Origin of the sequence: Xanthomonas campestris pv. badrii (assembly GCF_012848175.1) — a bacterium.
GTDB classification, from domain to species: domain Bacteria; phylum Pseudomonadota; class Gammaproteobacteria; order Xanthomonadales; family Xanthomonadaceae; genus Xanthomonas; species Xanthomonas campestris_C.
Window position 1 is genome coordinate 4,193,540 of sequence record NZ_CP051651.1, and the last position, 13,696, is coordinate 4,207,235.

Consider the following 13,696-nt stretch of genomic DNA (forward strand, 5'->3'; position numbering starts at 1 on the left):
GCCAGAGAAGGCGCGACGCTGATTGTTTTCCCGCCTGCAAGAGCACAGGCAGATGCTCGCCGTGGCAGAGCCCCTCTCCCGCCTGCGGGAGAGGGGTTGGGGTGAGGGCAAGAGGCGCAGCCACGACGCATTGCGGGTCACCCGAGGCTTTACTCGCACCCTCATCGGCGCTATGCGTCGCCTTTGCCCATCGAAGCGGCCAGCGTCACGGACGGAGACGGCAGCCAAGCTGCATTTCCGGTCCGCACACGCCTATCAGCGCTCCAGCTGCAGCAACACATCCCGCGCAATGGCCGCAGCCTGCTCGCGCAGTTCCGGCACCGCCAGGCTCTCCCACAGCGAGCCGATGCGCAGGCTGCCGATCACCCGCACGCGTGGGTTGGCCTGGCCATCGGCATCGATCAGGCTGCCGTCGGCGGCGGTGTCCACTCCAATGCCATGCGGCCCGGCCACCGCAATGCCCTGGCCCAGCAATTGCTGCAGCAAGGGGTTGCGCATCGCCTGCACGCGCATTTCCACGCCGGTGGCGTTGACCAGCGTGTGCACATCCAGCTGCAGCGCGTGCCCGGCACTGGCGGCCCCGGCACTGACCCGCACGCAGGCGCCCACTTCGAACGCCACATCCAGCCGCGCCCGGTGCAGCTGCAGTTGCCCGCGCGCCTGCATCGCCTGCAGCTGCGCATGCACCGGCGCGGCAATGCGATGGCGATGCACATCCCAATGGCGCACCACATGACGCAGGAAGCGGCGCTGGTCGTCCACCGACAGCGTCTGCCACAGCGCCTGGCTCAGCGGGCGGATCCGTTCCATCACGCTTTGCCACGGCCGCCCCTGCGCCAGCGCGTCCCGCGCATGCTGGCGCAGGCGGCGCAGGCGCGCGCGCAGCGACAGTGCCAGCAGCGGCTGCGGATCGAAGTCGGCGCTGCCGCCATGCGCGTGCGGCAACGGCAACAGACCGTGCCGCGAAACCACATGCACCGCGCCGCGATGCGCCTGCGCAGCCAGCGTCACCACGGTGTCGGCCATGCTCAGGCCGGAACCGACGATGCACACCGCCGCCTCCGGCGGCAGTGCAGCCACGGCCTCGGTGTCCCAGGCCTCGATGCGCTGGGTTGGCGACAGGCCGGTAGCGCCACGCACCGGCAGCGGCCGCAACGCATTGCCCACCGCCAGCACCACGGCATCGGCTTGCAGCGTGTGCCCATCGTCCAGCTGTACCTGCGCGCCCTGCGCGGTGGGGTGCAGCCGCTGCACACGTGCGCTGCGCACGTGCAGGCTGGCCGGGCTGGCGGCAACTGCTGCCTGCAGGCGCTCACGCAGGTACGGCGCGTAATGCCGCCGCCCCACGAAGTGCTGCGCCAGCTGCGCATCGTCCAGCTCCGGGCAACACGCATGCGCGCGCAGATAGGCAACGAAGTCCTGCGGCGCATCGACCAGCGCACTCATGCGCGCCGCCGGCACGTTGAGCAGGTGTTCGGCACGCGCGGTGGAATACGCCACGCCCTCGCCCAGCACCGGATGCGGTTCGATCAACTCGATCCGCACCGGCGTGGTCGCCTGTTGCAATAACTGCACTGCCACCAACACACCTGAAGCGCCACCGCCGACGATGGCGATCACCGCATCGCCGTGATTGTGCAGTTCAGTCATGCCGCGATTGTAGGCGATGCCGGCGTCGCGCCGATAACAGATGCCCGACCCTGCACACACGACCCAGCCACGCCAGCCGCTGGCTGAGGCCTCGGCCGGCGTGTGCGCGCGACCATGCTCAACCTGGCGCACGCTGCTGCACGCCGATCAAACGGTCCGCCGTTGACGATCGACGCCGTCAGCGCAGCATGCCGCACCCGCCCTACATCAACGCATCGGCCAGCCGCGCGATGCCCTCGCGGCTGCGGCGCCAGGCCGGGCGGCGCCGCCACTGCTCCAACTCCAGCGGGCGCGCATTGGCCAGATAGTCCTGTTCGATCTGGCGCAGCCGCTGCACCACGCCACGGTCGTAGCAGAGCATGCCGATCTCGGCATTCAGCGCGAACGAGCGGATATCCAGGTTGATCGAGCCCACCAGCGCGATGTCCTCGTCCATGCTCAGGTGCTTGGCATGCAGGAAGTGCGGGCGGTACAGCGCAATCTTCACCCCGCAGCGCAGCAGCTCGTCGAAGTAGGCCTCTTGCGCCCAGGCTGCCAGCCGCTGGTTATTGCTCTCCGACAGGATCAGCTGCACCTCAACGCCCGATACCGCGGCGATGCGCAACGCGCTGAGCAAGGCCTCGTCCGGCACGAAGTACGGCGTGACCAGCACTACCTTGCGCCGTGCCAGGTGGATCACCGCATTGATCGCATCGCGCGCGTTCTCGAACGGATACGCCGGCCCGCTCGGCAGCAACTGGGTGGCGATATTGGCCTGGCACACCGGTGCGTCCGGCCACACATCCAGGCGCTGCCCGGTTTCGGTGAACCAGTCGCTGGCGAACACCGCTTCCAGGTGATTGACCACCGGCCCGCGCACACGCGCCACCAGTTCGCGGTTGGGCACCCCATCGATGAAGCCGGCCTCGGCCAGATTCTGCGAGCCGACAAAACCCACCTGATTGTCGATCACCGCAATCTTGCGGTGGTTACGCAGATCCATGCGCCCGCTGCGACGCCAGCGCAGGCCACCGGGCAATACCGAAAGCACCTCGATGCCGCCGGCCAGCAGGCGCTTGCGATAGCGGCGCAGGCCGCGCTTGGCGCCCACCGCATCCAGCAGCACGCGGCAGCGCACGCCGCGCGCCTGCGCACGCTCCAGCGCGGCCACCACTGCATCGCCCACGGCATCGTCGAACATCAGGTAGTACAGCAGGTGCACGCGTTGTTCGGCCGCATCGATTGCCGTGATCAGGGCCTGCAGCGAGTGTGCGTAGTCGTCGAGCAGTTCCACTGCATTGCCCAGGGTCGGCATGAAGTCGCCCTGCCGCTCGATCAACGGCACCACTTCGGCACTGCTGGTGTCGGCCGGCGGCTGCCAGCGCAATGCATGCAACGGCAGTTGTTGTTCGCGGATCACCTGCGAGGCGGTGGCCTGGCGCTCCACGCGCAGGCGCGACAGCCACGGGTGGCCGAACAGCAGGTACAGCGGCAAGCCCACCACCGGCACGAACCCGATCAGCAACAGCCAGCTGCGCGCCGCCCCGGGCGTGGTGCGGGCGGGAATCCACAGCAGCGCGGCCAGGCGGATCACCCAGTCCAGCGCCAGCAGCCAGGTGCCTGTCACCACATCCGGCAGCATTGGCGCTCCGTTCTCATGAGGAAGCCGATTCTGACCCGGCCGGACGTGAACGCAACGGCGTGCTGCCACCGGCCTGTCCGCAATGGCGAAAGGGCCCCGCTTCCGAGACTGCCGGCCGCACGCGCTCGGCGCAGACCTGCCGCAGCGTCTGCACGAATGCCGTTTGCGCGCGGGTGGGATGCCAGTCGCTGCGCAAGGTGATGCCGATCTGCCGGCGCAGCTGCGGCCCGGCACGGCCGATTTCGCACAGCAGCCCGGCGCGGCGTTCGAACAGGAACTGGTCGCGCGACATCAGGGTCAGCCAGTCGCCTTCCAGTAACAGCCCGCGCACGGTGAGTTCGGCCCCGCATTCGATGCGCAGCGGCGGCGGCTCCAGCTGGCGGTCGCGGAACATGCGCTCCCAGCGCTCGCGCACCGGGGTGCCGGCCGCGGCGATCACCCACGGGTAGTCGAGCAACTGCGCAAATCCGTAGGGATGCCCGGCCAGCGGGTGGGCGCTGCGCGCCACGATCACCGGCTCGTCGTCGAACAGCGCTTCCTGCAGCACATCGCGCACCGGCAGGCGCTCGCGCAGCGCGCCGATCAGCAGGTCCAGCCCACCGTCGCGCAGATGGGCAAGCAGTTCCGCATACGGCCCTTCGACCACGCTGATGCTGGCGGCCGGGTGCGCGCGCGCAAAGCGGGCCAGCACCTGCGGCAGCAGGATCGCGCGGGCCAGTGGCATCACCCCCACCACCACCCGGCCGGCGTGCTGCGAGCGCAGGGCGGCCACTTCATCGAGCGCGGCGCGAACCTCGGCCAGCGCCAGCCGTACCTGCCGCAGCAGCCGTTCGGCCACCGGCGTGGGCTGCACCGCCTTGCCGCGGCGCACCGTCAGCGGCACTTCGATCACATCGGCCAGGGACTGCACCGCGCGGTAGACCGCCGGCTGCGACACGCCCAGCTGCACTGCCGCCAGCGAATAGCTGCCCGCCGCCTCCACCGCCACCAGTGCCTGCAACTGCCCCAGCGATACCCGCCGCTCCAGCCCCGGGCGGGCGGGCAAGCGCAGCGCGCGCCGCGCCACCCGGAGGCCGCGGCCCAGATGCGCCAGCGCGCGCTCGATCCGCGGCACCACCAGGCCGGTGGCCTCGGTGGCCAGCATCCCGCCCGGCTGCCGGTCGAACAGGCGCACGCCCAGCTGCTGTTCCAGCCGCGCCACTGCCTGGGTGAGGGCGGGCTGGGACAGGTTCACCTGCGGCGCGGCCGCGCTGATGCTGCCCAGCCGCTGCACGACGGCCAGGGCATGCAGATGGCGGAGATTCGGTTCCGGTAGCGGCGGCATGCTCTAACTATAAGCAAAACCAATACGCATACCTCAAATGAATCTTGAGCGCGTTGACTCTCGCCGCGCAGACTCGGCGCATCACTAACGAGGATGGATGGATGAGCCAGGTCGTCACCCAGGTCGCGCGCGCGCCCATCGCCATCGTCGACGGACTGGCGCAGGCTGGGGTGGCCACCGTGCACGAGGCGCAGGGCCGTCGCGGCCTGCTGCACCATCGGCTGCGCCCGATCTATGCCGGTTGCCGGGTCGCCGGCACCGCGGTCACGGTGTCGGTGCCGCCCGGCGACAACTGGATGATGCATGTTGCCATCGAACAGCTGCAGCCCGGCGACGTGCTGGTGGTGGCACCCACCAGCGACTGCTGCGACGGCTACTTCGGCGACCTGCTGGCTACCTCGGCGCAGGCGCGCGGCTGCCGCGGGCTGATCATCGATGCCGGCGTGCGCGACGTGCGCGACCTCACCGCCATGCAGTTCCCGGCCTGGAGCCGCGCCATCTGCGCGCAGGGCACCATCAAGGAGACGCTGGGCTCGGTCAACGTGCCGCTGGTCTGCGCCGGGCAGCTGGTGCAGCCAGGCGATGTGGTGGTGGCCGACGACGACGGCGTATGCGCGGTGCCGCGCGAACGCGCCGCCGAGGTGCTGGCTGAAGCGCAGGCGCGCGAGGCGCGCGAGGCGCTCAAGCGCGAGCGGCTGGCACGCGGCGAACTGGGCCTGGACATCTACGCGATGCGCGAGCGGTTGGCGGCCAAGGGACTGCGCTATGTCTGAGCGCGTCCGCGCGATGTGGATGCGTGGCGGCACCTCCAAGGGCGGCTTCTTCCTGGCCGAGGATCTGCCCGGCGACATCGCCGCGCGCGATGCCTTACTGCTGCGCGCCTATGGCTCGCCGGACCTGCGCCAGATCGACGGGATGGGCGGCGCCGACCCGCTGACCTCCAAGGTGGCGGTGGTGTCGCGTTCGACGCGCGCCGATGCCGACGTGGAGTACCTGTTCCTGCAGGTGGCCGTGGACCAGGCGCAGGTCAGCGATACGCAGAACTGCGGCAACATGCTGGCCGGTGTTGGCCCATTCGCGCTGGAGCGCGGCCTGCTGCCGGCGCGCGATGGCATCACCGACGTGCGCATCTTCATGCGCAACACCGGCACCCTGGCCACCGCCAGCGTGCGCACGCCTGGCGGCCAGGTGCGTTACAGCGGCGACACCCGCATCGATGGCGTGCCGGGTACCGCCGCCCCGGTCGCACTGGCCTTTGCCGACATCGCCGGCTCGTCCTGTGGCGCGCTGCTGCCCACCGGACGGGCAATGGACATGCTCGATGGCGTGCCGCTCACCCTGATCGACAATGGCATGCCCTGCGTGGTGCTGCGCGCCAGCGATATGGGAATCAGCGGCTATGAGGACCGCGCCACGCTGGATGCGGATACCTCGCTCAAGGCGCGGCTGGAATCCATTCGCCTGCAGGCGGGCCCGTTGATGCGGCTGGGCGATGTCGGCGCTGCGACGGTGCCGAAGATGATGCTGGTGGCCGAACCGCGCAACGGTGGTGCGATCAGCGTGCGCTCGTTCATTCCGCATCGCTGCCACGCGTCCGTCGGCGTGCTGGGTGCGGTCAGCGTCGCCACCGCCTGCCTGCTGCCGGACGCGCCCGCGCATGCCCTGGCGCAATTGCCTGGCGGCAGCGCCCAGCAGGTGGAGGTGGAGCATCCGAGCGGCATGAGCAGCTGCCTCATCGAGTGCGACGCAGGCGGCGCAGTGGTGCGCGCTGCGGTCATCAGGACCGCACGCAAACTGTTCGATGGTGAGTTGTTTGTGTAAGCACAACACCCAACCCTGTGCGCCGGCGTTTGACTGCGCAGCATCCCCTCTCCCCGCATCGCGACGAGCATTGCCATGATCATCGATTGCCACGGCCACTACACCACCGCGCCTGCCGCGCACGATGCGTTTCGCAAGGCGCAGATTGCGCACTACAACGACCCGGGTCTGGCAGCGCCGGTGTATCCGCAGATCTCCGACGACCAGCTGCGCGAAAGCGTAGAGCAGCACCAATTGCGCCTGCTGCGCGAGCGCGGCGCCGACATGACCATCTTTTCGCCACGCGCCAGCACCATGGCCCATCATATCGGCAATGACGCCGTGAGCCAGGTGTGGACGCGTCACTGCAACGATCTGATCGCGCGCGTGGTGCAGTTGTATCCGCACACCTTTATCGGCGTCTGCCAGTTGCCGCAATCGCCGGGCGTGTCGATCGCACACTCGATCGCCGAGCTGGAACGCTGCGTCACCGAGCTCGGGTTTGTCGGCTGCAATCTCAATCCCGATCCGTCCGGCGGCCACTGGAATGGCGTGCCGCTGACCGACCGCACCTGGTACCCGTTCTTCGAGAAGATGGTGGAACTGGACGTGCCGGCGATGGTGCACGTCTCGGGCAGCTGCAACGCCAATTTCCACGCCACCGGCGCGCATTATCTCAACGCCGACACCACCGCCTTCATGCAGTTCCTGGAAGGCGACCTGTTTACCGACTTTCCCGAGTTGCGCTTCATCATCCCGCACGGCGGTGGCGCGGTGCCGTACCACTGGGGTCGCTTTCGCGGCCTGGCCGACATGCTGGGCAAGCCGCCATTGGCCACGCACGTGATGCGCAATGTGTTCTTCGATACCTGCGTCTATCACCAGCCCGGCATCGACCTGTTGTTCGAAGTCATCGACATCGACAACATCCTGTTCGGCTCGGAAATGGTCGGCGCGGTACGCGGCATCGACCCGCAGACGGGGCATTACTTCGACGACACCAAACGCTACATCGACGCATTGGCGATCTCCGACGCCGACAAGCGCAAGGTGTTCGAAGGCAATGCGCGGCGCGTGTATCCGCGCCTGGACGCACAGCTGCGTGCGCGTGGGCTTTGACGGCGGCGTTGCACGGCGCGCTTCCTGTTATTGCTCCCTTCTCCCATTGGGACATTGTCCTCCTTTATGGGGGAGAAGGTGCCCGTAGGGCGGATGAGGGTACGTGCGAAGCCTCGTGCACTCAAAACAATTGCGGCGGCTTCGCCCCGTACCCTCACCCCAACCCCTCTCCCGGTGGGAGAGGGGCTCGATACAAACGCAAACACCCGCCTTGCGGCGGGTGTTTGCTTGGGCGCAGATCGCGTAATCGGTGGATTACTTGATCTTGCCTTCCTTGTACATCACGTGCTTACGCACGACCGGGTCGTACTTCATCATTTCCATCTTCCCCGGCGTGTTTTTCTTGTTCTTGTCCGTGGTGTAGAAGTGGCCGGTAGCGGCCGAGGAAATCATACGAATCTTGTCACGCTTGCCTTTTGCCATGACTGCTTACTCCTCAGACCTTTTCGCCGCGCGCACGCAGCTCTTTCAGAACGGCATCGATCCCGTTCTTGTCGATGGTGCGCAATGCATGCGCGGAGACACGGAGCTTCACCCAGCGGTTTTCGCTGGCGACCCAGAAACGGCGCTCGTGCAGGTTGGGCAGGAAGCGACGACGGGTTCTGTTGTTTGCGTGGGAGACGTTGTTACCCGTCTGCACACGCTTGCCGGACACTTGGCATACGCGGGACATTACGCACCTCGATAAATGAATTGCCACCCATAGCCTGGGGAGCGGCGGCCCCGACAGCATCAAGCTGCCACGCAACGTTGGGAATCAATAACTTACGCTGGAACCGGCCGGCAACCCCATCGCGCTGGGTGCCGCCATCCGGAGCGATCCGGGCACAGCGAGCCGCGCATTATGCACGGCAATTCCTTGTGCCGCAAGCACTTAGCCTGCACCACCCTAGCCCGGCGCACGGCAGCCATGCCTGCCTGGCCCTTGTTTGCGCTTGCGGCCACCCGAATCCCGGCAGACGCGCCTGCCGGGATCGTGTCATGCCTCAGCCGGCCTCGGTGCACGCCGCCCGGGCCGCTCGCGGTGCAACCAGCGGTACAGCACCGGCAACACCAGCAAGGTGAGCAAGGTGGACGAGACGATGCCGCCGATCACCACCGTGGCCAGCGGGCGCTGCACCTCGGCACCGGCGCCGACGTTGAAGGCCATCGGCACGAAGCCCAGCGCGGCGACCAGTGCGGTCACCAGCACCGGCCGCAGGCGGGCGAGCGCGCCTTCGCGCAATGCCTGCTCCAGCGGCATGCCCTCGGCCCGCAGGCTGCGGATAAAGGCGATCATCACCAGGCCGTTGAGCACCGCCACGCCCGACAACGCGATAAAGCCCACGCCGGCCGAGATCGACAGTGCCAATCCGCGCGCGGCCAGGGCCACCACGCCGCCGGTCAGCGCCAGCGGTACGCCGCTGAATACCACCAGCGCATCGCGCAGCGAGCCGAACGACCAATACAGCAGTGCGAAGATCAGCAGCAAGGTGCCCGGCACCACCCAGGCCAGGCGTTGGCTGGCGGAGATCAGTTGCTCGAAGGTGCCGCCGTAGCCGATCCAGTAACCGGTGGGCAATGCGACCTCCGTCTGCACACGCTGGCGCACCTCGGCCACGAAGCTGCCCAGATCGCGCTCGCGCACATTGGCGGTGATCACGATGCGGCGCTTGCCGTCTTCGCGGTTGATCTGGTTCGGGCCGAGCACGGTCTCGATCCTGGCGACCTCACGCAACGGCACGGTGGTCGGCGCGCCGCTACGCCAGCCGGCCACGCGGCTGGATTCGTCGACATCGCCGCGCTCGCCATCGCCACGCAGCGGGATCGGCAGGTCCGCCAAGGCGGCCGGGTCCTGACGCAGGTCCTCGGGTAGCCGTACCACGATGTCGAAACGGCGGTCGCCTTCGAACAATTGCCCGGCCTGCTGCCCGCCCACCGCGGCGGCCACGGTGTCCTGCACCACACCGGGATTGAGCCCATAGCCGGCCAGCGCGGCGCGGTCGGGCACCACCGCCAGCATCGGCAGGCCGGTGGCCTGTTCCAGGCTGACGTCGGCGGCGCCGGGCACCGCACTGGCGATGGCCTGCACGCGTTGGCCCAGTGCGAGCAAGGTGTCCAGATCGTCGCCATAGACCTTGATCGCCACGTCCGCACGCACGCCGGAAATCAGCTCGTTCATGCGCATCTGGATCGGCTGGGTGAACTCGTAGTTGTTGCCGGGTAGTTGCTTCACCGCCTGCGCGATCTCGGCGAGCAATTGCGCCTTGGGCTTGCGTGGATCCGGCCATCGATCACGCGGATGCATGATCAAAAACGTATCGGCCACCGATGGTGGCATCGGGTCGGTCGCCACTTCGGCAGTGCCGAGCTTGCCGAACACATGCGCCACTTCCGGAAACTGCTTGATGCGTTGTTCCAGCGTGGATTGCATGGTGATGGCCTGATCCAGGCTGGTGCCGGGAATGCGCAAGGCATGCAGCGCTACATCGCCTTCGTCCAGGTTGGGGATGAACTCGCTGCCCAGCCGCGTGGCCAGCACGGTGCATAACGCCACCGTCGCAAGGGCCGCAATACCGATCCAGCGTCCGTGGCGCAGCGCGCGATCGAGCAACGGCGCATACACACCGCGCGCCCAGCGCATCGCGCGGTTCTCATGCTCGGCCACCTTGCCGCCGAGCAACAACGCGATCGCCGCCGGCACGAAGGTCAGCGACAGCAGCATCGCACCGCTCAGCGCCAGCACCACGGTGATCGCCATCGGGTGGAACATCTTGCCTTCGATGCCGCTGAGCGCGAACACCGGCAGATACACCGCGGTGATGATGCCCAGGCCGAACAGGCTGGGGCGGATCACCTCGGCGGTGGCCTCGGCCGTCAATTCGAAACGCTCATCGCGCTCGAGCACGCGCCCCAGCCGCAGCTGCGCTTGGCCGAAGCGGCGCAGGCAGTTCTCCACGATGATCACCGCACCATCGACGATCAGGCCGAAATCCAGCGCGCCCAGGCTCATCAGGTTGCCGGACACGCCACCGCGCACCATGCCGGTGAGGGTGAACAGCATCGCCAGCGGAATCACCGCCGCGGTGATCAGGGCCGCACGCACATTGCCCAGCAACAGGAACAACACCACGATCACCAGCAAGGCGCCTTCGATCAGATTCTTGGCGACGGTGACGATGGTGCGGTCCACCAATGCGGTGCGGTCGTACACCGGCGCTGCCTGCACGCCGGCCGGCAGGCTGGCGTTGGCCACTTTCAGGCGCTGCGCAGCGGCCTGCGACACGGTGCGGCTGTTGGCACCGACCAGCATGAACACCGTGCCGAGGACCACTTCGCTGCCGTCCTGCGTGGCCGCCCCGGTGCGCAGCTCGCGCCCTTCGCCGACCAGCGCCACATCGCGCACCCGGATCGGCACGCCTTGGCGGCGATCCAGTACGATCGCGCCGATCTGCGCGATGTCGTCCACCTGCCCTGGTACGCGCACCAGAAACTGCTGCCCGTTGCGTTCGATATAACCGGCACCGATGTTGCGGTTGTTGGCCTCTACCGCCCGCGCCACGTCGTCCAGGGTGAAACCCAGCGCGACCAGCCGCGCAGGATCGGGCGTGATATGGATCTGCCGCGCATAGCCGCCGATGGTGTTGACCTCGGTGACGCCGGGCACATTGCGTAGCTGCGGCCGCACCACCCAATCCTGCAGGGTACGCAGGTCGGTCGCCGTCCACGCGGTGCCATCGGGTTTGCGCGCATTCGGCTTGGCCTCCACGGTGTACATGAAGATCTCGCCCAGGCCGGTGGCAATCGGCCCCAGTTGCGGCTCCAGTTCGGCCGGCAACTGCGATTTGACCTGCTGCAAACGCTCGGCCACCTGCTGCCGCGCAAAGTACAGATCGGTGCCATCGGCAAACACGGCCGTCACCTGCGACAACCCGTAGCGCGACAACGAACGCGTGGACTCCAGCCCCGGCAAGCCCGCCAGCACCGTCTCAAGTGGAAAGGTTACCCGCTGCTCGGATTCCAGCGGCGAATACCCCGGCGCTGCGGTATTGACCTGCACCTGCACATTGGTGATATCCGGCGTCGCATCGATCGGCAAGCGCGAAAAACTCCACGCCCCGATCGCGATCAGCACGCCCGTCAACGCCAGCACCAACCACCGCTGCGCGATCGCAAAGCGAATGATATTGGTCAGCATGACACGCCCCCCCGTGCATACGCGGCAATACAGTGCGCCGGCCGCCCCCCTCGTCGTGACAAGGACAGACAGCGCCGCCGTCCTATCGCGACACGCCGCAACACGCCAAACGAACACCCACACACACACCAGCGCTGCTGTTGTTGTTGTTGTTGCCGTTGCTGCTGTTGCTGTTGCTGTTGCTGTTGCTGTCTGCTTCCGGGGCCCCATACCGCAGCGGCAAGGCCGGCAGATACAACCCGCAGGGCGGCGCGCATGGATGCGCGACGTTTTTGTAAGGGACAGGGATGTCCCTTACAAAAATTTCTGCCGGACTTGCGCACCCGCAGCGCCGCAGGCGCGGAGGGCGCGAGGACGGGGTGTGCTTTCTTTTTGGTTACTTTTTCTTTGCACAAGCAAAGAAAAAGTAACTCGTGCCCGACAGGGCGCGAAAGCCTTTGCCCTAGCCTAAGAAGGCGCGAAAGCCGTGGACGTGGCGCATCCCCCTGCACCCAACAAACGCCCCCACTCGACAACGCAATGCCACCCAAACCAACGCGCTCAATGATCATGCGAGGCCCCCGACTTCTCGATGTCGGCCTTCACCAGATAACTCTGCTCCACCACCACCGTATCGCCCGGCGCCACACCCGACACCACTTCCACCTGCTGCGCATCGCGCGCGCCCAAGGTCACCGGCCGCGCCTCGTACACCTCGCCCACCTGCACGAACACCACGTCCCACTCGCGGAAGCGCTGCAACGCCCCCACCGGCACCACCATCGCTGCCGGCTGCTGCGCCACCGTCACCCGTGCCTTCACCGCCGACCCTGGCCGCCACGACCCGTCGGTATTGCGCAGCACCGCGCGCGCCACCGTGCTCTGGCTGGCGGTGGCCGTGCCCGGCAACACGCGCTCCAGCGTGGTCTGCGCCACCACGCCATCGCTGATGCGCGTCACCGTGACCGGTGCGCCGGCGGCGATATGCCCGGCATCGGCGCCAAAGATGTGCAGATCCACCCACAGGCTCGACAGATCGGCGATCTCGAACAAGGCCTGGCCTTCGCTGGCATTGCTGCCCAGGCTGGCATTACGCGCCAGCACAGTGCCGCTGATCGGTGCGGTGACCGAATAGGTGGTCAGGCTCAGATTGCTTTCCACCGTGGCCAGCACCTGTCCGGCACGCACCTGATCGCCGACGTTGGCGCGCAGGCTGCGCACCGGCCCGGGGAAGCGCGCGGTGACCTGCGCCTGCGCCCCTTCTGCCGGCGTCAGCAGGCCTTGCACTTCGTGCTGATCGGCGATGCTGCCGGCACCGATCGATGCCACGCGGATGCCGGCCTCCTGTGCAATGGTTGCGGCAATCGTGGTACGGCCTTCGTAGCTGGAATAGCTCCAGCGATGCGCCTTGCCCTGCACGCTGGCGCGCACTTCCACATCGAACGAATGCGGCTCGCCTACCTCGCTGGTGGCCAGCAGGCTGCCATCGGTGTGCGCGCGCAATGGATAGGTGTCGACCTTGCCGCCCAGCCGCGTGGTCTTGATCTCCACGCTGCCGGCGCTGGCCGGCAAGGGTTTGCCATCGCGATACAGCCAGGCCTGGAACGTGGGCGGGCCGCCGTCTTCGGCGATTGCAAGCTCCACGCTGTCGCCGTCCTGGCTGAGCAGGCGGCCGCCGTGCGTGCCCTTGGGCGCTTCGTCGGCATGATCGCTGCCGCCCTCTTCGCTGTGTCCTGCCTCGCCGCCCGCGTGGGCATGGCCGTCTTCTTGGGTGCGGCCGCAACCGCCGAGCAGCAGCGCCAGCAACAGCGGCGCAACAATGGAGTGCGTCATCGATGGAACTCCTTTGGAAGGCCGGCGCAAGGCGCCGACCAATGCAGCGAATGGAGAAGGCGCACAGCGCGCGTTGGCGGCCATGCACCCATGGCGGTCACCCCGCGTGTGCAGTGCGACTGCCGCTTGCGTGCCGACCACCCCGGAGGGCAGCAGGAAGTCACCCAGCGCATAGCCATGCGTGGACATCACC

General features: G+C 67.5%; 11 protein-coding genes. 4 read left to right on the forward strand and 7 right to left on the reverse strand.

The genetic code is table 11. The features are described 5' to 3' along the window. Positions 1-255 precede the first annotated feature (255 nt). The 3 genes from HG421_RS17840 to HG421_RS17850 all read right to left on the reverse strand — a co-directional run bounded on the left by HG421_RS17840 (position 256) and on the right by HG421_RS17850 (position 4,595). Positions 256-1,650: an FAD/NAD(P)-binding protein gene (locus HG421_RS17840; RefSeq protein ID WP_169707520.1), complete on the reverse strand. Its 1,395-nt coding sequence runs from the start codon at positions 1,648-1,650 to the stop codon at positions 256-258. Positions 1,651-1,852: 202 nt separating this feature from the next. Further along, positions 1,853-3,271 carry a cardiolipin synthase gene (gene cls, locus HG421_RS17845; RefSeq protein WP_169707521.1) on the reverse strand — a complete coding sequence of 473 codons (1,419 nt, stop codon included), beginning with the start codon at positions 3,269-3,271 and terminating at the stop codon, positions 1,853-1,855. A gap of 13 nt (positions 3,272-3,284) precedes the next feature. Continuing rightward, entirely contained in the window at positions 3,285-4,595 is a 1,311-nt protein-coding gene (locus tag HG421_RS17850) for a LysR family transcriptional regulator (protein ID WP_169707522.1), read from the reverse strand. Positions 4,596-4,696: 101 nt separating this feature from the next. On the opposite strand from HG421_RS17850, the gene HG421_RS17855 reads away from it, so the two are divergent. The 3 genes from HG421_RS17855 (at position 4,697) to HG421_RS17865 (ending at position 7,514) form a co-directional block, all read left to right on the forward strand. After that, positions 4,697-5,368 (forward strand): 4-carboxy-4-hydroxy-2-oxoadipate aldolase/oxaloacetate decarboxylase, encoded by a 672-nt coding sequence (locus HG421_RS17855; protein ID WP_169707523.1) that lies wholly within the window; start codon positions 4,697-4,699, stop codon positions 5,366-5,368. Beyond that, entirely contained in the window at positions 5,361-6,416 is a 1,056-nt protein-coding gene (locus HG421_RS17860) for a 4-oxalomesaconate tautomerase (protein ID WP_169707524.1), read from the forward strand. Before HG421_RS17855 ends, HG421_RS17860 begins: the two co-directional genes overlap by 8 nt. A gap of 75 nt (positions 6,417-6,491) precedes the next feature. Then, a complete protein-coding gene (locus HG421_RS17865; RefSeq protein ID WP_169707525.1) occupies positions 6,492-7,514 on the forward strand; it encodes an amidohydrolase family protein in 1,023 nt (340 codons plus the stop codon). Positions 7,515-7,769: 255 nt separating this feature from the next. Here HG421_RS17865 and rpmG read toward each other — a convergent pair whose 3' ends face one another. From rpmG to HG421_RS17880, 3 genes are all read right to left on the reverse strand, one after another. Continuing rightward, on the reverse strand, positions 7,770-7,937 hold the full coding sequence (gene rpmG, locus HG421_RS17870; RefSeq protein WP_002809462.1) for a 50S ribosomal protein L33: 168 nt from the start codon (positions 7,935-7,937) through the stop codon (positions 7,770-7,772). Positions 7,938-7,950: 13 nt separating this feature from the next. Then, positions 7,951-8,187, reverse strand: a complete 237-nt coding sequence (rpmB, locus tag HG421_RS17875) for a 50S ribosomal protein L28 (protein WP_002809459.1) — start codon at positions 8,185-8,187, stop codon at positions 7,951-7,953. 306 nt (positions 8,188-8,493) lie between these two features. Beyond that, positions 8,494-11,691, reverse strand: a complete 3,198-nt coding sequence (locus HG421_RS17880) for an efflux RND transporter permease subunit (protein WP_169707526.1) — start codon at positions 11,689-11,691, stop codon at positions 8,494-8,496. Between the two features lie 140 nt (positions 11,692-11,831). Here HG421_RS17880 and HG421_RS17885 point away from each other — a divergent pair, with 140 nt between their 5' ends. Further along, positions 11,832-11,969 carry a hypothetical protein gene (locus HG421_RS17885; protein ID WP_168968116.1) on the forward strand — a complete coding sequence of 46 codons (138 nt, stop codon included), beginning with the start codon at positions 11,832-11,834 and terminating at the stop codon, positions 11,967-11,969. A 262-nt stretch (positions 11,970-12,231) separates the two neighbouring features. Here the strand turns inward: HG421_RS17885 and HG421_RS17890 are convergent, their stop codons facing one another. Beyond that, positions 12,232-13,503: an efflux RND transporter periplasmic adaptor subunit gene (locus HG421_RS17890; protein ID WP_169707527.1), complete on the reverse strand. Its 1,272-nt coding sequence runs from the start codon at positions 13,501-13,503 to the stop codon at positions 12,232-12,234. Positions 13,504-13,696 lie beyond the last annotated feature (193 nt).